Source organism: Methylobacter sp. (assembly GCF_004322395.1).
Taxonomy (GTDB): Bacteria; Pseudomonadota; Gammaproteobacteria; order Methylococcales; family Methylomonadaceae; genus Methylobacter_A.
The window spans coordinates 1-21,757 of sequence record NZ_SCTW01000092.1 but is presented as its reverse complement, the minus strand read 5'-3'; the positions used below and the strand labels follow the sequence as shown (position 1 = coordinate 21,757).

18 protein-coding genes are annotated in these 21,757 nt (G+C 44.2%); 15 read left to right on the top strand and 3 right to left on the bottom strand.

Going from position 1 to position 21,757, the window contains the following annotated elements; all coding sequences use genetic code 11:
• Positions 1–63: 63 nt before the first annotated feature.
• Positions 64–2,862, top strand: a complete 2,799-nt coding sequence (locus tag EPO18_RS12550; protein ID WP_292433714.1) for a glycosyltransferase family 2 protein — start codon at positions 64–66, stop codon at positions 2,860–2,862.
• A gap of 133 nt (positions 2,863–2,995) precedes the next feature.
• Here the strand turns inward: EPO18_RS12550 and EPO18_RS12545 are convergent, their stop codons facing one another.
• Entirely contained in the window at positions 2,996–3,661 is a 666-nt protein-coding gene (locus tag EPO18_RS12545) for an SOS response-associated peptidase (RefSeq protein WP_292433713.1), read from the bottom strand.
• A gap of 2 nt (positions 3,662–3,663) precedes the next feature.
• Here EPO18_RS12545 and EPO18_RS12540 point away from each other — a divergent pair, with 2 nt between their 5' ends.
• The 6 genes from EPO18_RS12540 to EPO18_RS12515 all read left to right on the top strand — a co-directional run bounded on the left by EPO18_RS12540 (position 3,664) and on the right by EPO18_RS12515 (position 10,114).
• Positions 3,664–4,572, top strand: coding sequence for a 1-aminocyclopropane-1-carboxylate deaminase/D-cysteine desulfhydrase (locus EPO18_RS12540; protein ID WP_292433712.1), 909 nt, complete (start codon positions 3,664–3,666; stop codon positions 4,570–4,572).
• A gap of 57 nt (positions 4,573–4,629) precedes the next feature.
• Positions 4,630–6,717, top strand: a complete 2,088-nt coding sequence (gene ppk1 / locus EPO18_RS12535) for a polyphosphate kinase 1 (RefSeq protein WP_292433711.1) — start codon at positions 4,630–4,632, stop codon at positions 6,715–6,717.
• Positions 6,714–7,247: a peptide deformylase gene (def, locus tag EPO18_RS12530; RefSeq protein ID WP_292433710.1), complete on the top strand. Its 534-nt coding sequence runs from the start codon at positions 6,714–6,716 to the stop codon at positions 7,245–7,247. Before ppk1 ends, def begins: the two co-directional genes overlap by 4 nt.
• Before the next feature lie 542 nt (positions 7,248–7,789).
• Positions 7,790–8,953 (top strand): HPP family protein, encoded by a 1,164-nt coding sequence (locus tag EPO18_RS12525; protein WP_292433709.1) that lies wholly within the window; start codon positions 7,790–7,792, stop codon positions 8,951–8,953.
• A gap of 99 nt (positions 8,954–9,052) precedes the next feature.
• Positions 9,053–9,577 carry a hypothetical protein gene (locus tag EPO18_RS12520; RefSeq protein ID WP_292433708.1) on the top strand — a complete coding sequence of 175 codons (525 nt, stop codon included), beginning with the start codon at positions 9,053–9,055 and terminating at the stop codon, positions 9,575–9,577.
• 3 nt (positions 9,578–9,580) lie between these two features.
• On the top strand, positions 9,581–10,114 hold the full coding sequence (locus tag EPO18_RS12515) for a hypothetical protein (protein WP_292433707.1): 534 nt from the start codon (positions 9,581–9,583) through the stop codon (positions 10,112–10,114).
• 31 nt (positions 10,115–10,145) lie between these two features.
• On the opposite strand, the gene glnD is transcribed toward EPO18_RS12515, so the two are convergent.
• The gene (glnD, locus tag EPO18_RS12510) at positions 10,146–12,761 is read right to left on the bottom strand and encodes a [protein-PII] uridylyltransferase (protein ID WP_292433722.1); all 2,616 of its coding nucleotides are present in this window, start codon (positions 12,759–12,761) and stop codon (positions 10,146–10,148) included.
• A 35-nt stretch (positions 12,762–12,796) separates the two neighbouring features.
• Positions 12,797–13,597, bottom strand: coding sequence for a type I methionyl aminopeptidase (gene map, locus EPO18_RS12505; protein WP_292433706.1), 801 nt, complete (start codon positions 13,595–13,597; stop codon positions 12,797–12,799).
• A gap of 303 nt (positions 13,598–13,900) precedes the next feature.
• Between map and rpsB the strand changes: the two genes are divergently transcribed.
• The 8 genes from rpsB to rseP all read left to right on the top strand — a co-directional run bounded on the left by rpsB (position 13,901) and on the right by rseP (position 21,472).
• Positions 13,901–14,638 carry a 30S ribosomal protein S2 gene (gene rpsB, locus EPO18_RS12500; protein ID WP_292433705.1) on the top strand — a complete coding sequence of 246 codons (738 nt, stop codon included), beginning with the start codon at positions 13,901–13,903 and terminating at the stop codon, positions 14,636–14,638.
• A 105-nt stretch (positions 14,639–14,743) separates the two neighbouring features.
• Positions 14,744–15,631 carry a translation elongation factor Ts gene (tsf, locus tag EPO18_RS12495; protein WP_292433721.1) on the top strand — a complete coding sequence of 296 codons (888 nt, stop codon included), beginning with the start codon at positions 14,744–14,746 and terminating at the stop codon, positions 15,629–15,631.
• 65 nt (positions 15,632–15,696) lie between these two features.
• On the top strand, positions 15,697–16,428 hold the full coding sequence (gene pyrH, locus EPO18_RS12490) for a UMP kinase (protein ID WP_292433704.1): 732 nt from the start codon (positions 15,697–15,699) through the stop codon (positions 16,426–16,428).
• Positions 16,421–16,978: a ribosome recycling factor gene (frr, locus tag EPO18_RS12485; RefSeq protein WP_363331506.1), complete on the top strand. Its 558-nt coding sequence runs from the start codon at positions 16,421–16,423 to the stop codon at positions 16,976–16,978. Before pyrH ends, frr begins: the two co-directional genes overlap by 8 nt.
• Positions 16,979–17,156: 178 nt before the next feature.
• Positions 17,157–17,972 (top strand): isoprenyl transferase, encoded by an 816-nt coding sequence (locus tag EPO18_RS12480; RefSeq protein ID WP_292433703.1) that lies wholly within the window; start codon positions 17,157–17,159, stop codon positions 17,970–17,972.
• A gap of 79 nt (positions 17,973–18,051) precedes the next feature.
• Positions 18,052–18,933, top strand: a complete 882-nt coding sequence (locus EPO18_RS12475; RefSeq protein WP_292433702.1) for a phosphatidate cytidylyltransferase — start codon at positions 18,052–18,054, stop codon at positions 18,931–18,933.
• Positions 18,930–20,114 carry a 1-deoxy-D-xylulose-5-phosphate reductoisomerase gene (ispC, locus tag EPO18_RS12470; protein WP_292433701.1) on the top strand — a complete coding sequence of 395 codons (1,185 nt, stop codon included), beginning with the start codon at positions 18,930–18,932 and terminating at the stop codon, positions 20,112–20,114. The genes EPO18_RS12475 and ispC overlap by 4 nt, the downstream gene beginning before the upstream one ends.
• Positions 20,114–21,472: an RIP metalloprotease RseP gene (gene rseP / locus EPO18_RS12465; protein WP_292433719.1), complete on the top strand. Its 1,359-nt coding sequence runs from the start codon at positions 20,114–20,116 to the stop codon at positions 21,470–21,472. Before ispC ends, rseP begins: the two co-directional genes overlap by 1 nt.
• Positions 21,473–21,757 lie beyond the last annotated feature (285 nt).

The following is a 21,757-nucleotide window of genomic DNA, read 5'->3' as shown; positions in this document are numbered from 1 at the left end:
AATTTTTTAAAATCTTCATTAAATAAATATTTTTCCAGTCCAGCAGAATAACCGAGCACTTAAATGAAAACCAAGATAGTTACTGTCATTGCACTCGCTCTAATCGTCTTCCTTAACTTCAGTATATGGAGTTATGTTAACAACCCCCTGCAATTGCAGCCTTGGACCAAGACCACGATGGGTGTCACTTTCGACCCCAAGAGAAAGGACGACACTCCGCAAAATAAGACTCATTACAGCGAGGAGGATTTAGACAGCGACCTGAGTTTGTTGTCCAATAAGGTTTACGCAGTGCGTACATACAGTGTGCTTAAAGGGCTGGACAAAATTCCTGAGTTGGCTGCCAAGCGTAATCTGAATACGACGGTGGGAGCTTGGATTAATCATTGTTATAAGGATTGCGAAAAGAAGAAGGAAGAAGCATGTAGCGAGAGTGATGAAGGGTGTAAAAATCGTTGGAACCAATATTGCAGTGTAGATAATAATTGTGAAGAGAATAGGCAAGAAATCGAGACATTGCTAAATGTCTCCCGGCAAAATATTTCTAAAATCGTCCGTGTTATGGTGGGCAATGAGGTTCTGCTTCGTGCCCGAGACCGAGGTGTACCGGAAGGCGCTCCCGACGATACCTTCGAAAATGCGTTCAAACAACTGGTCGAATATATTCGGGAAGTAAAACGCAATACATGGCGGCCAGTAAGTACAGCAGAAACTTGGGATGTCTGGCTTAAGCATCCTGAGCTTGTTGATGAAGTCGATTTTATCGCCGTACATATACTGCCGTACTGGGAAGGCATTGCGGCTGAAGATGCTGTTGATTATGTTTTTGAACGTTATCACGAAGTGCAAAAGGCTTATCCAAATAAACCTATTGTTATTACCGAAGTCGGTTGGCCTTCTGACGGCCAGCCTTTCAAGCATGCGACTGCGTCGGTATCCAATCAGGCGAAATTCCTCCGCGAATTTATGATCCGGGCTGATGCTGAAAAGGTGACCTATTATATTGTTGAGGCGTTCGACCAACCCTGGAAAAAATCCTCGGAAGGTTCGGCCGGGGCTTACTGGGGCATTTTTAATGCGGATCGACAAGCCAAATATCCGATGGACAGCGATGTTATTGCGATGCCTAACTGGGAGCATTGGGCACTTGGCGCGGCGATTTTCAGCGTCGTGTTAATGGCTTTGTTTTTATTTACCCGCAGCAGTATGAAACTGCCCGGTTTACTGTTTTTCGGATTGATCGCTAACCTTGCCGCATCAACGATATTCTGGTCTGTGTCGATTGGCGCACAGCAATACCAAACCAACTTGACCATCGTATTTTGGGCTATCCTGATATTGATGCAGGTTTTGGCGGCAGTCATCTTATTAATAGAAAGCTTGGAAATAGCCGAAGTCGTCTGGCACCGAAACACTGTTAGGACTTTTCAGCCGCTTAAGCCGTCTCCTGATTTTAAATATCCTAAGGTATCCCTGCATTTACCTATCCATAATGAGCCGCCAGATATGGTGCGGATGACGCTGGAAGCTTTGGACAGAGTGGATTATCCGAATCTCGAAGTGTTGGTGATGGATAACAATACCAAAGATCCTGCGGTGTGGGAGCCGGTGAAAGTCGATTGCGAACGTTTAGGACCAAAGTTTAGATTTTTCCACCTGGAAAACTGGCCCGGCTTTAAAGCGGGTGCGATCAATCATGCGCTTGAGCAAACCGCTCCCGATGCTGAGATTATCGCAGTTATCGACAGCGATTATATTTTGTCGCCTGACTGGCTTAGCTGCATGGTGCCTTATTTCGACAATGAAAATGTCGGTTTTATCCAATCGCCTCAGGATTATCGGGACCGCGACCAAAGCGCTTTTAAATCTTTTTGTTACTGGGAATATGCCGGATTTTTCAATATCGGCATGGTGCAAAGGAACGAATATAACGCCATTATTCAACATGGCACTATGACCATGATCAGAAAGTCGGCATTGCTGGAAGTGGGCAAATGGTCTGAATGGTGTATTTGTGAGGACAGCGAGTTAGGCTTGCGTCTGTATGAAGCCGGTTACGATTCGGTTTACGTTAAAGATTCGTTTGGGCGCGGGGTTATGCCCGACACCATGTCCGGTTACATGACTCAACGTTATCGCTGGGTTTATGGGGCCATGCAAATCATCAAAGCACATTGGCGCAACTTTTTGCCTTCCAAGCAACCCAAGCTGACACCCGCCCAGAAGTATTATTTTATTGCCGGATGGTTGCCTTGGTTTTCAGATGCGCTGGCCCTGATCTTTACTTGTACCAGCTTGATTTTGACCGGTGTGATTCTTTACGAACCAATCTCTAGCTGGATCTCAAATGGAGCGGTTGATTTCGGGGTGCGGATAAATAGCGAACTTCCGGCCAATGCCTTTTTATTGCCGACGGTGGGTATATTCAGCTTTAAGATCATCCGTGGCTTATGGTTGTATCAGGCCCGTGTTCCGTGTTCCGTCTGGGAATCGTTAGGCGCATCGCTGTCAGGATTGTCCTTGACTCATACCGTAGCGAAAGGAACCTTGCAGGGTTTGTTTACGTCGGGCAAACCGTTTATGCGCACTCCCAAGTTTGAGCAGCATAGTGCTTTATTTGTCAGTTTGTTTACTATACGGCAGGAATTGCTATTGCTGATATTGTTGAGCATAGCTATCGGGATGATGGCGTCACTGGAACATTTCGATAATCTTAGCGGCAGATTGTGGATAGCTATTCTGTCGGTACAGGCTGTTCCTTATGTTGCGGCCTTGTTGACAGCGTTGATCAGCATCGCGCCGGATTATAAGTCTTATACTCCTAAGTTAGTTGCCGAAAATCCAGACGTTAAAAAATCTTAGTTTGTAATAAAACCGGCAGTGCCCGGCATGTATTGTTACGTTTTTCGCAAAGCTTAAGTAGGTGGGCAGTTTTTTGCCCACCTACAACCAAAGTTTAGATGCATCAATAAATTGGGTTAAAAGCCTATTTGTCCTAACTTAAACAACTTTCATCATTATGCAGGGGATTATTGACCCGACTACCGATTGGAGTAACCTGCATTTCGCGGTAAGCGTCGGCGGCTAAAAAATCAGCCATTTCGATAACGGTAATTTTTTTAGACAGCCAACTATTGTAATCATCCGGCGTGATAACCACCGGCATTCGATCATGAATAGGCGCTATTTTCGCGTCGGCAACGGTAGTGATAATTGTGCATGAATAAATCGTTTCCTGATTATGTTCCCAATGCTCCCATAAGCCGGCCAAAGCGAACAATCCATTATCTTGTTTGTGTATATGGTAGGGTTTTTTTCCAGTCTCTGTAGTCTGCCACTCAAAGAAACCGGTAGCAGGTATCAGGCAACGTCGATGCCGATATGCATTTTTAAATGATGGTTTTTCAGTTAAGGTTTCTGCCCGGGCATTGATCAAGTGGCTGGAAGGAATTTGAGTATTAGCGGAAGCTTTCGACCACGATGGAATCAATCCCCAATATAAATTAACGGCCTTGTTGCTGCCGTCTTCCAGCTGTACGACGGCTAGAATTTTTTGTCCCGGCGGAATATTGTAGTCAGGATTGTGTGAGGGTAAGCTAAGCAATCTGAAATGATCCATAATCTGCTGCCCGGTTGCGATCAAGTTATAACGTCCACACATATATGCACTCCGAACTGATAAAACTGGAAAAGACTTTCTCGCCATCGATTCTAACAAAGATTGACGATCCGTTGCTTCTGCAATATCAAATTGAGCTGTGGATGAAGCGGGATGATTTACTGCATCCTGTGATTTCCGGCAATAAATGGCGCAAGCTTAAATATAGTCTCGATCATGCCCTGTCGTTAGGTATGGATACCATTATCAGCATGGGCGGCGTTTATTCCAATCATCTGCATGCTTTGGCTTATGTAGGTAAGGTTTTAGGATTAAAAACCATTGGGCTTGTTCGTGGCGAGCCACTTGAAGTATTGACACCGGCTTTGCTGGATATGAAAAATTGGGGTATGGAGCTGAAGTTTGTATCTCGCACTGATTATAGAGTACTCAGACAATACAAAAACTGGGAGGCATTGCCCGGCTTAAAGCCTCGGCAATATTGGTTGACGGAAGGCGGAGCGCAGGCATTGGCGTTGAAAGGTGTGGCTGAACTTGTTGCTGAAACAACAATCCCATACGATACATTTTGCGCGCCCAGTGGTACCGGAGCGACTTTGGCCGGCATTGTTGATGCAGTCCCGGCACATGTGTCTGTATTAGGATTTTCTGCATTAAAAAACGCGAATTTTTTAACGGCTGATATTGAAGCCATGCTGTCACAAACTCGTAATAACTGGCAGATAAACTTGGACTATCACTTTGGTGGTTTTGCTAAAATCAATGCCGAGTTAAATGCATTTATTGTAGACTTTGAATTAAAAACTACAATTCCTCTTGAGCCGGTCTATACCGGAAAAATGATGTACGCTATCTATGATTTAATCAAAAAACACTACTTCAAGCCCGGTGAGCGTATTATTGCAGTACATACGGGAGGCTTACAGGGGAAAAGGGCCAAAATACCTTTATGAGCTGAAGTACCGTTTGAAAAATGGCGGGCAATGCGTTCCTACATAACTGAGTAAAACATGGATATAAATGATATAGAAAATATAATCGATCTTCAAAAACCGGAACTTTATCTTAATCGCGAACTGAGTTTATTGGAGTTCAATAAGCGGGTTTTGGCACAGGCGAAAGATGAAAAAGTGCCGCTGCTTGAGCGGCTTAATTATTTATGCATTTCTTGTTCCAACCTTGACGAGTTTTTTGAGGTTCGCGTAGCCAGTGTTATACAGATGGCTGCCATTGACCCCAAAGCCGTAGGCCCTGATGGATTAACGCCTAATGAACAATTGGAGCTGATTGCTGTTCATGCTCACCAATTGGTTGACGAGCAGTATAAAGTTCTTAATGAAATTTTGATTCCAAAACTGGCCAAGGAAAATATTCATTTTATTCGCCGTAAAGAATGGACCGAAGCACAACTCAAATGGCTGGAAGCCTATTTTAATGATGAGTTATTGCCGATTTTAACGCCGGTTGGACTGGATTCAGCTCACCCTTTTCCGCGCATACTCAACAAGAGTTTAAACTTTATTATTTCATTAACCGGAAAAGATGCATTCGGCAGGAATAGCGGCAGGGCTATTTTGCAAGCGCCGAGAGCCTTGCCGCGCATTATTCAATTACCCGCCGGTGAGACAGGTAGCGGAACAGCTGATTTTGTATTTTTATCATCGATTATTCACGCTTTTGTCGATCAGTTATTTAACGGCATGAATGTCAAAGGCTGCTATCAATTTAGAGTCACCCGGAATAGTGACTTTTTTGTCGATGATGATGCTATTGACGATTTATTGCTTGCTGTGGAAGGCGAGCTGGCTATGCGGAATTACGGCGATGAAGTTCGTTTGGAGATTGACGCTAAATGCCCGGATGAAACAGTAACATTTTTGCTGGATCGTTTTGAAATGACCCGTGATCGTTTGTTTTTGGTTGACGGACCGGTCAATCTAAACAGGATTCAGGAAATTAACGATCTGGTCGGCCGGCCTGATCTGAAATTCCCTACCTTTAAACCCACAGTGCCGCAACAGTTGGAGCGCAGTAAAGATATATTTGCAGCAATTAGACGCCACGACATTTTACTGCATCATCCCTTTGAGTCTTTTTCGCCGGTTGTTGAATTTATTCGTCAAGCGGCGGTTTCTCCTGATGTATTGGCAATTAAGCAAACGCTCTATCGAACCGGAGCCGATTCGCCTATCGTCAGCGCTTTAATTAAAGCCGCGAGAACCGGTAAGGTAGTGACGGTAGTTATTGAGTTAAGAGCGCGGTTTGATGAAAAAGCCAATATCGATTTGGCTTCCAAATTACAAGAAGCCGCCGTGCATGTAGTTTACGGCGTGGTGGGCTATAAAACCCATGCCAAAATGTGTTTGGTATTAAGGCGGGAAGGCAAGGAACTGCGCAATTACGTTCATCTAGGCACCGGAAATTATCATCCGAAAACGGCACAAATTTATACTGATTACGGCTTGTTTTCCTGCGATAAGGAACTAGGCGAAGATGTGCGGCGGGTATTTGCCCAGTTGACCAGTTTGGGCAAAGTAACCAAATTGAACAAATTACTGCAATCGCCATTCACCTTGCATCGAGGCTTAATAGAAAAAATTGAACGGGAAATACGCCATGCCAAAAACGGCAAGCCGGCAAAAATCATCATCCAGGTGAATGCCGTTGTTGAGGAGCAATCTATTCAGGCTCTTTATCGTGCTTCACAGGCCGGGGTTGAGGTTAAATTAATTGTCAGGGGTGTGTGTTGCTTAAAGCCGGGAATTCCGGGCATATCTGAAAATATAGAAGTTCGATCCATTATCGGGCGCTTTTTGGAGCATGCGCGGGTTTATGCGTTTGAAAATGACGGAGACAGGGAAGTCTATGCCTCCAGCGCAGATTTAATGAATCGTAATATGTTTCGGCGTGTTGAAGTCTGTTTTCCGGTTGAAAATAAAAAACTGCAAAACCGAATCCTGCAGGACCTGAATTTGTATTTAAACGATAACACTCAAGCTTGGCTCCTACAGTCTGACGGCAGTTATCAGCAATTACAAAAAGCCGAGACTGAAGAGCCGGTTCAAGCTCAGACTGTGCTGATGTACGAACTGCAATGATTAGGATATGTGAAATTGCCCAATTAGGCGATCAGGTGCTCAGGCAAAAAGCCAAAACCGTTAACGATGTGCATGATGCCGATACTTTACGGATAATCGAGGCTATGCAGAGCACTTTGGCGGGAACTTCAGGTGTTGGCATTGCAGCGCCCCAGATCGGCGAATCACAACGAATTATCATTATGGCCTCACGGCCTACGCCGCGTTATCCTTTGGCGCCATTAATGGAGCCTACGGTGATGATTAATCCTTGTTTTCAGGTTTTGTCGGAAATACAAGAAAAGGACTGGGAAGGTTGTTTGAGCATTCCGGGGATACGTGCATTGGTACCTAGATATAAGGAAATATTGATTCAGTATACTGACATACTGGGCGACGAGGTGGAGTCTAAACTAGACGGGTTTGTTGCAAGAATATTTCAGCATGAATTCGATCATCTGGAAGGTAAAACCTATCTGGACAGGGTTGAGAATAATGTCGATATCTTCGCAGAAAGTGAATTTATTAAGCTTCTTAGATTCAGCTCATAAATGCAATCGCCACCGATCGGAAAAGAAAAAAGGTTAACTAAATAGTTTCATGCTTTTTTAATCCGGTCAAAGACGAGAAAGTGTATGAGAAACCATAAAAAGCTAAGCAAAGCACTACGTGAGTTTCATCAATAATAGCAATGGCTGTGAGCTCGGTAAGTGTGTCAGTCGCTAGCATTTAAGTTGCTTATGGTTGCTGATCAGATGTGTGGCAAGCCCGTCTTCTACAGAAGCACTATGTTTAGCCGGTTGGCTAACCGGTTCGTCGGTAATAGGTTGAAGCAAGATAAGTTTTAGCTGATGACGTCCGAGTTTAATAGAGCCGTTTTCCAGTTCATTGCGGCTTACGGTGTGACTAATTACTTGTCGTTGAGCAACATGCTCCAGCTTATAGGCTATTTTCCTGGTTCAAGCTTGAGAGCCGGTGAATTCTTGTATGTCCTTAACTGATCCCAGAGTTCTGGAATATAGATTGGAATGTTATATACTTGCATTCCAGCATCGGTACGAACAGCCTTTATCAATGAGTACAGGGATCATTAATGAGGAAAATCAGCCAGTTTATTTATTATTTTATTATTGGTGATCCGATAAACTTAAGCTTTAAAGGCAAGCTTCTTTCTTTTATTTCTTGTTTTAGCGCCATTCTAATTATAGCGCTGGGTACGCAGCAATTAAGCATAGGTACCGCTTTTCCTATTATTGTCGCCTCTATGGGCGCTTCCGCGGCCATTTTATTTATTATCCCTCACAGTCCGTTGGCACAACCCTGGCCACTTGTTGGCGGACATTTGATATCTGCTATTATCGGGATTGCTTGCGCGCAATGGTTTGCAGATATAGCAATATCCTCGGCATGTGCTGCTGGGAGCAGTATTCTTGCGATGCTGTTACTACGTTGTTTGCATCCTCCCGGTGCTGCAACTGCAATTGCACCCATTCTGGCCAACGCCTCCGGTGGTTCGCTGGATTATGGCTTTGTTTTAATGCCTGTGGGCTTAAATGTGGCGATTATGCTGGTTACAGCGATAGCCATTAATCGCTGGGTTTTACGGTATGATTACCCGATAATTCCCGGCAAACAAAACAGCATTGTTAAGCCTAACCAGAAAACCGGCATTTCGGATCAGGATTTAAAACTGGCGTTGGAAAACATGGATATGTTTATGGATGTTTCGTCCGGAGACTTGCGTAAGCTGCTGGTCGATGCGGAGGCCCGGAGCTTTAAACGCTTTAAGGGTAATATTACTTGTGCGGATATCATGGTCAGGGATGTTCCTGCCGTTGAATACGGGACGGAAGTTGAAGAAGCTTGGAACATCATGCACAAGCAAAAACTTAAATCCATGCCGGTTGTCGATAGAGCTAGGAGAGTGATTGGTATTATTACCTGGAATGATTTTTTTAAATTTATTAATCTTAGCGCTTACGATAGTTTTCAGGACAAGTTTCGGACATTTATTCGTCGTACACCCGATATATCTACCGATAAACCGGAGTCCGTCGGGCATATAATGACTACCTCGGTGAGTGTGCTGTCTGAAAGCACTCATATCGTTGAGCTTATTTCACTGATGTCTACTCAAGGCTTTAGGCAGATCCCGATAGTGAACAATGAGAATCGCTTGGTGGGCATGGTTTATCAAGCTAATTTAATCGCCGCACTTTATGATGAACAGTTGGCTACAGTGGTCAGTCAGCTATAAGCGTTCTGATTAAACTTTGGACAAAAGGTTGAGCACAATATCAAATACGCCCTGAATATGGCTAGCAAGAGTCGTTTTTTTGACTTTCCGGTTTTCGTTTTGATTATTAGAATTTCGCTGCTGTTGATTCTAACTTCATTGCCGGTGTTTTTATCGGCGGAACTGTTGTCGTGGTTAACTGTGCACGGTTTGCCTAAAGCGTTAATAACGCTGGGAACGACAATGCTGTTAACTGCATTTGGTATGTTAATTATCGCCGGATTATTAGGTGTTTTTAAAAGCATGGTCAGGTCTGCTTTAGATTATTTTTCGGTTGAACAGCGAGTAAAGAGGCGGTTGTGGTTTGCGTTAGCCAAACAGGAACAAATTGAGCGTTTGTTTTTTTTTAAAAGGGTGCAAATAAAGTATGTTAATGAACTGAACAGAAAACGTCTGTTGAAGCGTAATAATCGTAAACATGTTAGGTTGTTGTCCGCATCCATCGGTAAAGACTTGCTGTCGATTAAAACAAAGTTACCTGAAACGATTTATCTGCAACTACAAAAAGACAATGTCCGCTATCGAAATCAGCTGGATGTTGAGGCGCTGCTAAAATTGCAGCAAAAAATCTCCAACATTGTTTAGCGCATGACTATCTTAAAACGCTGGGTTATTAGTATTATCAGTTTGTTTCATTCTGTTAAGGATGAAAACCTGAGATGGCAGCAAGCTAATCAGCACGGTCTGATAAAGCTCAAACATGATCGCATCCTGGCCGAGAAAGCTCTGGAAGCCGAGTTAAAAAAGAGGAGCGCACAGTTGGAGCACGACATTAGCTTGTTGAAGACTAAACACGATGCTGAACTGTCAATGTTTAAAACCAAGTGCAAGCAGGATATTAAAGATTATAAACAATATCTGGATGCGCTGGATCAGCTTAAATCCTCAATCCAGACCAGCTATACACACCTGCCCGAGGCGATCGCTTTTACCATTCATCATCATGCAAAATATTTGCTGAATAGAATGTGGGAAGCGGAAGATTTTGAACAAAAAATGCAACAAGAAATGCAGTTAATCCGGTTTATGACGACGGTGCATGAGGATGCGCGCTCATATCTTGAAGGCGCGACTACGGAAAATCTGCCGGAAAAAACGCTGAATTTGATTCGGCAGCAATAAGAACCGAGTAGGCTGAGTAGTTGCTCTTGGACTAACCTGTACTGCCCAGCATTTTCAATATTTCTTCGCGTATTTGTTCCTGCCTAACCGGGTCTGTGATGGGCTGTGACCGGTTATCTGTAATATAAAACATGTCTTCCGCCCGGCTGCCTATGGTGGTAATTTTTGCGTTGTGCAGATGTATATCTTTTTTTACAAATGCCCGGCCTATTTTTGATAAAAGCCCGGCATGATCAGTGGTGATAAGTTCAATAATCGTGTGCCTGTTTAAAGGATCTGCATGAAATTGAATGCTGGTAGGAATAGGGAAATGTTTAGCCTGCCTTGATTGACGATGAATGTTTTTGTATTTTTTTACTTCGCGGTGCAGCAGATTATTACGAAGCACAGCGCAGATGTGCACTTCTCTGAACAGTTCGTCAATAGGTTCTCCCGACTGCTCAAGAACCAGGAAACTATTAAGTACATAGTCATCGGTTGTGGTTATGATTCGGGCGTCAAGAATGGTAAGTCCCAGTTGGTCAAGGGTGGCGGTGCTTAACGAAAAAATAGCCTCTTCATTTTTCGTGTAAACAAAAACCTCCGCACTGCCTCGTTGAGTCTGCGGGCGCAGCAGTACCAAGGGCAGCTCATCTTCTTTGGATGAAGCTATAGCAATGGTATGCCAAGCTATTTCATCGGCTGAATATCTTAAAAAATAATCATCGCTGGCGTGTTGCCAGGATCTAAGAATAACCGGCTCGGATATGCCTAATTTAATCAGTTCGTCTTTTGCTTCTTTTTTGTTTTCAAGCAAGCGATCTGCCATGGTTACAGGGTTTTGTAAGCCTTTGTGCAAAGTGCTATGGGTGACCGAATAAAGCTCTTTCAGTAGGGCATCTTTCCATGCATTCCAGAGTTCAGGGTTGGTGGCGCGAATATCGGCCACAGTCAAAAGATATAAATAATTCAAGTATTCGATACTGCCAACGGTTTGTGCGAATTGATGAATCACATCCGGGTCGCTGATGTCTTTTCGTTGCGCTGTCATCGACATGACCAGATGATTGCGTACCAGCCAGCAGATCAGATTGGTATCATGTGGCGAAAGATCGTGTTGAACGCAGAATGCTCTGGCGATTTCTTCGCCTATCGCAGAGTGGTCACCGCTTCTGCCTTTGGCTATGTCGTGAAACAGGCCGGCAAGATACAGCAGTTCCGGTTTTGAGATCATCAGGAAAACATCATTGCAGAAAGGCAGTTCATCAAGGTGTTTTTCTAAAGCAAAGCGGCGTAAGTTACGGATAACAAAAAGAGTGTGCTCGTCTACCGTGTAAATGTGGAACAAATCATATTGCATACGGGCGACAATGTTGGCAAAGCACGGAATATAGGCGGCCAACACCCCATAGCGATTCATGCGCCTTAACTGATCGGTAATGCCTCGTGGTTGGCGGAACGCTTCTATAAAAAGACGGTTCGCGGCTTTGTTGGCTCGGAATGTGTCATCGATTAAATGCAGATTCTTACGAATCAGGCGTATGGTTGTTGCCCTGACGCCCTTGATAGATGAATTCTGTTCCAGAACCAAAAAGAGTTCCAGCAAAGCCAGTGGGTGTCGCTCGAAAAGAGTGTCATCGCTGGCTTCAAGATAGCCGTTGATGACAACGAATTTGTCGTTAAGCGGGATGGGTTTGTGATCGATTTCCCCGGAAACGAAACGTTCGTTAAATAGTTGCAATAGCATTTCATTGAGTCGCTCAAGTCCAAGTACTGTTTTGAAATAAAACTGCATGAACTGCTCGACATCTTGATTGTATTCCTGGTGCTCGGTGCTGAAGCCGAATTGCTGGGCGAGGTCGCGTTGATAATCAAAAATCAGCCGGTCTTCGCAACGGTTGGTTAAAAGATGCAGTGCGTAACGAATTCGCCAGAGCACTTCAAGAGCGGCAACCAATTCCAAATATTCGGATTCGGGCAGAAAACCATATTTAATCAATTCCTTGAGCGTTGATGAGTTGTAATGGCGTTTAAATACCCAGGCGATGACTTGTCTGTCGCGCAGCCCTCCCGGCCCTTCTTTGATGTTGGGTTCAAGGTTGTAAGCGGTATCATGGAATTTAGCGTAACGCAGCCGCTGCTCTTCCATTTTTGCAGCGAAAAATCGGTCTGAAGGCCAGATTTTATCCGAGGTGGTTTGTTGTTTTAATATTTCATATAGTGCGGCATTACCGGAAATCAGTCGAATTTCCATAAGGCTGGTCATGATGGTTTGGTCTTCTACCGCAGCTTCAACGCATTGCTTGATGGTGCGAGTGCTTTGTCCCAGTTTTAAGCCGATATCCCAGAGAAAGGTAAAAAAACTTGATAAGCCCTCCTGGTAAGGGCTGGTGTCCTCGGAATCCAGCAGGACAACCAAGTCGATGTCGGAATAGGGGAATAGTTCTCTTCTGCCGTAACCCCCAACGGCACATAGCGTAAGCCGGCTTGCGTAGCCGCCGAGAAAATGCTGCCAACAGCAGCTTAAGATTTCATCAATAAAATCGGACTTTTCGTTAAGCAGCGCGGCGACCGATTTATGCGGATTGAATTTTTGCCGCAGCTCGGCGTCTTTTTGTTTTAGCAGTTGCTTAAATTGTTGCAGGCTGTCCTTTTCGGCGAAAACCATAGGGTTAATATTTGTGGTCAAAATTGTCACATTGTCTACAGGACGTAGGTAAGGGGCGTGAGCAGGAGCGGAAGCTTTTCTTCTTGGCGCAAGGTCAGGATCTCATAGCCGCTTTCGGTGACCAGCACGGTATGTTCCCATTGTGCGGATAGGCTTCGATCTTTGGTTACTGCCGTCCATCCGTCAGGTAATACTTTCATATGCCGCTTGCCGAGGTTAATCATGGGCTCAACGGTTAAAATCATGCCCGCCTCAAGGACTTCTCCTTCCCCGGCTTTGCCGTAATGCAGCACTTGCGGCTCTTCATGGAATTTTTTGCCGATTCCGTGCCCGCAAAACTCTCTGACTACGGAATAACGATTGGATTCAGCATGTTTTTGTATGGCATGGCCGATATCTCCTAACGTGGCTCCAGGCTTGATTTGCTTGATACCCAAAAACATGGCTTCTTGAGTTATTTTTATCAAGCGTTTTGCGTGTTGGCTAACTTCGCCGACGCAAAACATTTTACTGGTATCGCCGTGGTAGCCGTCTTTGATGACAGTAATGTCAATATTGACAATATCGCCGGATTTAAGTTTTTTATCACTGGGAATGCCGTGGCAGATTTGTTGGTTAACCGAAGTACAAATTGATTTTGGGAAACCGCGATAATTGAGTGGCGCAGGGATGGCTTGTTGTACATCGACGATATAGTCGTGGCAAATCTGATTGAGTTCGTCAGTCGTAACGCCGGGGACAACATAAGGTTCAATCATTTCTAAAACTTCGGCCGCCAATTTTCCGGCAATACGCATTTTTTCAATTTCACTTTCGGTTTTAATAATTATGCTCATAAAAACAAGGTACAAGGCAAAAGGCAAAAGGCGCAAGCGACTGGTTTTTAGCCTTGTGTCTTTCATCTTGCGCCTATGTAATGCGGGTATTTTACCAGAGATCGGCTTGTTGTGAAAAAGTAATTATGGTATAAAGGGAAGTTCGTTTTTGAACTAATACTCACGCCTATCGTCACGTTTGGAAGGGTGCCGGTTTACACTTTCATTTCAAGTAATGATTGTAACTGGTTTCCAATCGGGATAGGTGGAGGCGTAACCCAACTCGGAACAGATATTCCGAATTTTTTATCTTTAGGAGAACACATGGCAGCAGTATCTATGCGTCAAATGCTTGAAGCGGGTGTCCATTTTGGACATCAAACCCGTTATTGGAACCCGAAAATGGCTAACTACCTGTTCGGTGCACGTAACAAAATCCATATTATCGATTTGGAAAAAACGCTTCCAATGTTTAATGACGCAATGAATTATCTGGGTCAAATGACAGCAAACAAAGGCACTGTCCTGTTTGTTGGTACCAAGAAAGCAGCGCGTAAAGTAGTTGCTGAAGAAGCAGCACGCTGCGGTATGCCTTATGTCAACCATCGCTGGTTAGGCGGTATGCTGACAAATTTCAAAACTATCAAGAAATCGATTAATCGTCTTAAAGAACTGGAAGCGATGAAAGCTGACGGCACACTTTATCAACGTTTTGGCAAGAAAGAAGCGTTAGGTATGGAACGTGAACTTGAAAAGCTGGAGCGCAGTCTGGGTGGAATTAAAGACATGAAAGGTGTTCCTGATGTGATTTTCATATTGGATGTCGGTTATGAAAAGAATGCAATCAGTGAAGCGAAAAAATTAGGCATTCCTGTTGTAGGTATCGTCGATTCCAACAATTCACCGGAAAAAATTGATTACATTATTCCTGGCAACGACGACTCAATTCGTGCAGTTAAGCTTTATTGCGAGAGCGTTTCTGCAGCAGTCATGGAAGCTAAATCGGCAAATTTGGGAATGTCGGCAAAAGCCGATGATTTTGTTGAAGAAGCAGCAGAATAAGCTACGATCTTGTTTTACAAGCGTTCCTTAAACGCTTGAAGTTAGGCAAAAAGCGCCCCTCACAGGGGCGTTTTTACAGTGATGAACAATGAGGAAAGACAAAGAATGAGTATTAATATAAGTGCGGCAATGGTTAAGGAACTGCGTGAAAGAACTGCTTCAGGCATGATGGAATGCAAAAAAGCATTGGTTGAAGCAAATGGCGACATGGAGTTAGCTATTGAAAATATGCGCAAGTCCGGTCTGGCCAAGGCTGATAAAAAATCAGACCGCATTGCTGCTGAGGGCATCATTGGCGCTAAAGTCAGTGGTGACGGAAAAACTGTGGCGATTGTCGATATTAATTGCGAAACTGATTTTGTTGCCAAGGCGGATGATTTTGTAAATTTCGTTAATAATGTCACAGAAGCTTTGTTGAATTCCGATATTGAAACAGAAGAACAACTGTTGGTAATGAAGCTGGCTGACGGCACGATTGTGGACGAAGTTCGTCGCGGCTTGATTGCCAAGTTGGGCGAAAATATTACTGTCAGACGCTTCCAAAAATACCACACTGCTACGGGCGGTACAGCCTGTTATTTACATGGCAAAAAAATCGGCGTAATTGTTGAATTAGCTAAGGCTGATAGCGAATTAGGAAAAGATATTGCTATGCATATCGCCGCAAGCAAACCGACTTGCGTTTCCGATGAACAAGTGCCGGCAGAACTTATTGAGAAAGAAAAAGAAATTTTCTCGGTTCAGGCAGCAGAAAGCGGAAAACCTGCTGACATCATCGAGAAAATGGTGGTAGGCCGAATCAGCAAATTTTTGGCGGAAATCACCTTGTTGGGCCAGCCTTTCATTAAGGACGACAAAGTCACCGTCGGCAAATTACTTGCTTCAAAAGGTAATAGCGTTATCCGTTTTGCCCGTTTGGAAGTGGGTGAAGGAATTGAGAAAAAAGAAGAGAATTTTGCCGAAGAAGTTATGGCACAAGTTAGAGGAAACTAAGCCGCTCTTCGGCTAATCGCCGTGGATCGTGTATCAATAATAACTACCAGCCCCCGATAATTAAAATGACTAAAACAATTTGCCAGAGAATTTTGCTTAAGTTAAGTGGTGAAGCTTTAATGAGCGAAACAGGTGGTAGTATTGATGCGGATATTGTTAAACGTCTTGCAATTGAAATTAAAGAGTTGTGCGATGTTGGTATTCAGATTGGTTTGGTTATCGGTGGCGGTAATATTCTGCGTGGGGCCGAAAAAGCTTCCGAAGGATTGGATAGGGTGACCAGCGACCAGATGGGTATGCTGGCTACCGTAATAAACGCCCTGGCTATGCAAGATGCGTTGGAAGCGCACGGACAGCAGGTCAGGGTGATGTCCGCACTGAAAATCAACCAGGTTTGCGAAGATTATATTCGTCGCAGGGCGGTCAGGCATTTGGAAAAAGGCCGGGTTGTTATTTTTGCAGCCGGAACCGGAAATCCTTTTTTTACCACCGATTCGGCGGCTAGTCTTCGCGCGATTGAAATCAATGCCGAATTGATGATTAAGGCCACTAAAGTTAAAGGCGTATACTCAGCCGATCCTCTAAAGGACAAGAATGCTAAATTCTATCCTCGGTTAACTTACGATGAGGCTTTGGATCAGCGTCTTAATGTAATGGACACAACTGCGTTGGTATTATGCAGAGATAATAATGTACCAATGCGGGTAATGAATGTTTTTGAGAAAGGCGCGGTAATGAAACTGATGATGGGCGAAGAGATAGGATCTCTTATTCAACGAGGAACAGATAATGATTAATGATATTCAACAGGACGCTTCAACGCGTATGGGCAAAAGTATTGAAGCCTTAAAACATGAATTCTCAAAAATAAGAACGGGCAGAGCTCACCCCAGCTTATTAGATCAAATTAGCGTTTCATACTACGGTACCGAGTCATCGCTATCTCAGGTTGCCAATATTGCTGTTGAAGACGCGCGTACTTTAACGATTACACCTTGGGAAAAAGGCATGGTACAGGCTATTGAAAAAGCCATCATGAAATCGGATTTGGGCTTAAATCCGGCTACCAATGGAATGACTATTCGGATTCCATTGCCCCCACTGACGGAAGAGCGTCGTCGCACTTTGGTTAAAGTCGTCAAAAATGAAGCGGAGAATGGTCGTGTTGCGATCAGAAATATCCGTCGTGATGCAAATTCAGCCATAAAAGAAGCTTTAAAGGAAAAAATGATTTCCGAAGATGAGGCACGAGCGGCTGAAGAAAAAATTCAAAAGTTGACCGATCAGTATGTAAAAGACGTTGAGAAATTGCTGGAAGCAAAAGAAGCTGACTTACTGTCAATGTAACTGTAACTACTCACCAAATGCTGATTATTAATAATAGAATACAAAGGACGCTAAGCAGGGAAGAGGGATGGGAGCGGGAAATCGGCATTTTCTGTCGATCCGTGCCTCCAGGAGACGCCTACTTTTGGCATCTGTGTTCTGTTTTTCTAACAATTGGGTAGTGACCGGAATTTAAATAATGTCTACGGATGATTGTAATAGTGTAGAGTCGGTAAACACTCTTATAGGTACAAATAACGGTACAAATAACAATCCGCGTCATATTGCCATTATCATGGATGGCAATGGTCGCTGGGCTCAGAAAAGGTTTATGCCTCGTGCCGTTGGTCATCAGGCCGGAGTTAAAGCGGTTCGTAAGATTGTAGAGTATTGCGCTAAACAAGAGGTTGAAGTTCTGACTTTATTCGCTTTTAGCAGTGAAAACTGGCGTCGCCCGGAAGAAGAAGTATCATTGCTGATGGGGCTGTTTATGGCGACTTTGCAAAGAGAAATCAACAAGCTCGATCGCAATAATATCCGTTTGCGATTTATTGGCGACAGGACAGCATTCTCTGATAAATTACAGGCTAAAATGGCAGAAGGAGAGGCGCAAACTAAAGATAACAGTGCCTTAACGTTGGTTATCGCAGCAAATTATGGAGGACGCTGGGATCTATGTCAGGCTGTCCGGACAGTGACCGAAAAAATAGCTACCGGTGAATTGAAAAATCAGGATATCAGTGAGCAACTAATCAATCAGTATTTGTCGACATCGGATCTGCCCGAGCCCGACTTGTTTATCAGGACCGGCGGAGAGCAGCGGGTTAGTAATTTTTTGTTATGGCAACTGGCCTATACAGAGCTCTACTTTACTCCAACGCTGTGGCCGGATTTTGACCAGAGCTCACTTGAAGAAGCTATTAAGAGTTTTAAAAGTCGGCAAAGGCGTTTTGGTCATACCGGAGATCAATTGCTTGATAAATCAAAGGGCGACTTGCCGGCTACCCTTCAATAAAATAAGGATGGCCGTCTGGTCACCGCTACGAAATTAACACTTAACTTCTAACAATAACTTCATCACAATAATAATCAAAATGTTACTACAGCGAATTATTACCGCATTAATTCTGGTTCCTCTGGTTGTGCTTGCTGTTTTTCAGCTGCCTTTGGAGTATTTTTCATTGCTTGCAGGGTTAGTTACGCTTTTGGCGGCGTGGGAATGGACTCATCTTATCGGCATTAATTCACTGTTTAAACGCATATTATTTTTATTTGCGTTGATTTTGCCCATGTTATGGCTGCAGTTTTGGACGCAATTTTTAGAACTGGCCGCTCAAATATTGGACTGGCCCGATATTAGGACTTATTCAGGTATTCTGGAATGGTTGGTTATACCTCCGGTTTTGTTTTGGATATTATCCATGATCATAATTAGAAATTCTCCTTCGGGCGTATTAAATCTGAAAATGAAAGTCTGTTATAAGGCATTGATAGGCTGGATGATTCTATTTGCAACGTGGATGTTTTTGAGTCGATTGAGAGCTTTTTACGGTCCGGAAATGACCTTGTTTTTTCTGGTTTTAATTTGGGTCGCAGATATTGCCGCTTATTTTGCTGGCAAGAAATTCGGTAAAACCAAGTTGGTGCCTGAAATCAGCCCAGGTAAGACAGTTCAAGGTATGTACGGGGCTTTAATAGCCGGTGCTATTTGGGCCTCAGCTTTTATTGGCTATTACGGCTATCGTGATGGTTTTGTCTGGATGAGGGTAACCGATTTTATACTGTTATCTGTACTGACTGTGTTAATTTCTATTTATGGCGATTTGTTTTTCAGTGTGGTCAAACGCCAGCTTGGCGTTAAAGATACCGGCTCAATACTGCCCGGCCACGGCGGTATTTTGGATAGAATTGACAGCCTGATTGCCGCTATTCCGTTTTTTTATGCCGGCATAGTCGCGATTGGGCTTATGTCATGAAAGGCATTTGCATACTCGGAGCGACAGGCTCAATTGGCGTCAGCACGTTAGACGTGGTGGCGAGACACCCCAGTCAGTATAAAGTAGTTGCATTAACGGCCAACACCAATATTGATGCCCTCTACGAACAATGCCTAGAGCATCATCCCGAAGTTGTTGTTGTTGTGGATGAGCATAAGGCTCAAATTTTTGCGGAAAAACTTAAAAATACAACGATTTCGGATATAAAAGTGCTGTCCGGCACTAAAGCGTTAGAGCATGTTGCAACGTTGGACAGTGTTGATTCGGTCATGGCGGCAATTGTAGGCGCGGCAGGTTTGTTGCCAAGTCTGGCAGCAGCAAAGGCCGGTAAAACGGTATTGCTGGCTAATAAGGAAGCTTTGGTCATGTCCGGTTCGATTTTTATGCAAGCCGTTAGCGATTCGGGAGCGCAATTATTGCCGATTGATAGCGAGCATAATGCGATATTCCAGTGCATGCCCGCCGGTTATAAAACCGGTATGCAAGCAAAACAGGCCAGACGTATTTTATTAACAGCTTCGGGCGGCCCTTTTCGAGAAATGCCTGTTGATCAATTGATCAATGTCACGCCGGATCAAGCAGTGGCGCATCCTAACTGGGATATGGGCAGAAAAATTTCCGTCGATTCAGCCACAATGATGAATAAAGGCCTTGAGATGATAGAGGCTTGTATTTTGTTTGATATGTCCCCATGTCAGATTCAAGTAGTCATACACCCACAAAGCGTAATTCATTCAATGGTCGATTATGTGGATGGAACGGTATTGGCGCAAATGGGTAACCCCGATATGCGCATACCTATCGCTTATTCGATGGCTTGGCCTGAGCGTTTTGATTCGGGTGTTGACCCCTTGAATATTTTTGACGTTGGGCGGATGGATTTTCAGGAACCAAATCTGGAGCGTTTTCCCTGTTTACGTCTGGCTTACGAAGCTATTGCTTCAGGCGGCACGATGCCGACCGTTTTAAATGCGGCCAATGAAATTGCAGTCGAGGCGTTTTTAAATGAACAAGTTAGGTTTACTGATATTCCGGTTATTATTGAACGCTGCATGAGAAAATTCGAGGCCAAGGCAGCCGATACCCTGGAGATTATTTTAGATGCCGATCAACAGGCAAGGCTAGTATCTACACAGATTATTGGAGAGCTTAATAATTGATGGATTTTTTGCATACACTGTTTTATTTCATAGTTGCGATAAGTGTTCTGGTTTCATTTCATGAATTCGGACATTTTTGGGTCGCTCGTAAAGCCGGGGTAAAAGTACTTCGGTTTTCCCTCGGCTTTGGCAAGATTTTATGGTCATACCAGAAAAATCCAGATACAACAGAGTATGTAATATCGGCGGTTCCGCTAGGCGGCTATGTCAAGATGGTCGATGAGCGGGAAGGCGAAGTTAAGGAAGCGGATTTGCCGTATGCCTTTAATCGCCAATCTTTATTTGCCAGAATCGCAATAGTCGCCGCAGGTCCCGTGTTTAATCTGATGCTTGCCGTCGCGCTGTTCTGGAGCGTACTGGTTATTGGCGAAACCGGCATAAAGCCGATACTTGGTTCGGTAGAGCAGGGCACCTTAGCCGCAGCCGCGGGCTTTGTTGAAGGCGACGAGATTATCTCAGTTAACGACAAGTCGACACCAACCTGGACTGAGGCCATGACTGTCTTAGTATCTTCGGCATTGGATGGTCAGCAGACTATCAAGGTTGAGGTGAAAAACTTTGATGGTTTTCAAAACGTCAGGACGCTTCAGCTTACCGATAAAGACACAGAAAATCCCGATGTGTTATACCAACATTTAGGCTTTAAGCCTTGGTCACCTAAATTGCAGCCCATCATAGGAAAAGTGCTTCCCGATAGCGCGGCACTTGCTGCCGGTTTGAAATCAGGAGACCTGATTGTGAGTGCTGACGACACGCTCATAAACGATTGGATGCAATGGGTAGATTACGTAAAAAGTCACGGCGGTGTCGCAATAAAACTGGTGATTGAACGCGATGGCGTACGTTTGCCCGCAACCATTACACCCAAAAAAGTGGAAACCGAACAGAAAACAGAAGGTAAAGTCGGTGCATCGGTTTTCATACCTGAAGAATTGATGAAGTCGATAAGTGTGGAGTATTCGTTGTCGCCATTGGCAGCGGTGCCGGTTGCACTGGAAACCACTTACTATTATTCCGTTACCAGTTTAAAAATGATGGGTAAAATGCTGGTCGGCAAAGCTTCCGTAGAGAATTTAAGCGGCCCTATCAGTATTGCCCAATATGCGGGACAGTCTGCCACTATGGGCTTAGCGCCCTTCCTCAAATATTTGGCTTTGGTTAGCGTCAGCTTGGGCGTATTGAATTTATTGCCGATACCGGTGCTGGATGGCGGTCATTTACTGTTTTTTGCGATAGAAGGCATAAAAGGCAGCCCGGTATCGGAAAGAGTACAGATTTTCTTTCAACAAATCGGTATTGCATTACTCGTCTCATTGATGGCGTTGGCAATGTTTTTGGATATTGACCGTTTATTTTAATAATTCAGGAATATTATAGGGGCGGCCGGTTGGTCGCCTTATTTTGACATGTCATGTTTGTGCCCTTAGGGCGACCTCGGTAACTGCTCCTGCGTCGCCTAAAGCGCCTACTGTTGGTGTTCTACCTCTGCCATCCATGGAGTCGTGCGGGATCGCCCCTACGACAGGTCGATATTCGATCCTACGCCTCATAAACTCATACAAGGAACATTATGAAAAAAATTATCACTATTACTATCTTATCAATGCTTGGCCTGACCTTGTCCGTAGCACACGCAGATGAAG

What these genes read in the sequence shown, in the direction of transcription:
- rpsB (WP_292433705.1), top strand. Translation starts at nt 13,901, where the DNA reads ATGGCAGCAGTATCTATGCGTCAAATGCTTGAAGCGGGTGTCCATTTT.
- EPO18_RS12480 (WP_292433703.1), top strand. Translation starts at nt 17,157, where the DNA reads ATGTCTACGGATGATTGTAATAGTGTAGAGTCGGTAAACACTCTTATA.
- EPO18_RS12540 (WP_292433712.1), top strand. Translation starts at nt 3,664, where the DNA reads ATGCACTCCGAACTGATAAAACTGGAAAAGACTTTCTCGCCATCGATT.
- EPO18_RS12525 (WP_292433709.1), top strand. Translation starts at nt 7,790, where the DNA reads ATGAGGAAAATCAGCCAGTTTATTTATTATTTTATTATTGGTGATCCG.
- EPO18_RS12515 (WP_292433707.1), top strand. Translation starts at nt 9,581, where the DNA reads ATGACTATCTTAAAACGCTGGGTTATTAGTATTATCAGTTTGTTTCAT.
- EPO18_RS12475 (WP_292433702.1), top strand. Translation starts at nt 18,052, where the DNA reads ATGTTACTACAGCGAATTATTACCGCATTAATTCTGGTTCCTCTGGTT.
- map (WP_292433706.1), bottom strand. Translation starts at nt 13,597, where the DNA reads ATGAGCATAATTATTAAAACCGAAAGTGAAATTGAAAAAATGCGTATT.
- frr (WP_363331506.1), top strand. Translation starts at nt 16,421, where the DNA reads ATGATTAATGATATTCAACAGGACGCTTCAACGCGTATGGGCAAAAGT.
- ppk1 (WP_292433711.1), top strand. Translation starts at nt 4,630, where the DNA reads ATGGATATAAATGATATAGAAAATATAATCGATCTTCAAAAACCGGAA.
- EPO18_RS12550 (WP_292433714.1), top strand. Translation starts at nt 64, where the DNA reads ATGAAAACCAAGATAGTTACTGTCATTGCACTCGCTCTAATCGTCTTC.
- def (WP_292433710.1), top strand. Translation starts at nt 6,714, where the DNA reads ATGATTAGGATATGTGAAATTGCCCAATTAGGCGATCAGGTGCTCAGG.
- pyrH (WP_292433704.1), top strand. Translation starts at nt 15,697, where the DNA reads ATGACTAAAACAATTTGCCAGAGAATTTTGCTTAAGTTAAGTGGTGAA.
- EPO18_RS12545 (WP_292433713.1), bottom strand. Translation starts at nt 3,661, where the DNA reads ATGTGTGGACGTTATAACTTGATCGCAACCGGGCAGCAGATTATGGAT.
- glnD (WP_292433722.1), bottom strand. Translation starts at nt 12,761, where the DNA reads ATGGTTTTCGCCGAAAAGGACAGCCTGCAACAATTTAAGCAACTGCTA.
- ispC (WP_292433701.1), top strand. Translation starts at nt 18,930, where the DNA reads ATGAAAGGCATTTGCATACTCGGAGCGACAGGCTCAATTGGCGTCAGC.
- tsf (WP_292433721.1), top strand. Translation starts at nt 14,744, where the DNA reads ATGAGTATTAATATAAGTGCGGCAATGGTTAAGGAACTGCGTGAAAGA.
- rseP (WP_292433719.1), top strand. Translation starts at nt 20,114, where the DNA reads ATGGATTTTTTGCATACACTGTTTTATTTCATAGTTGCGATAAGTGTT.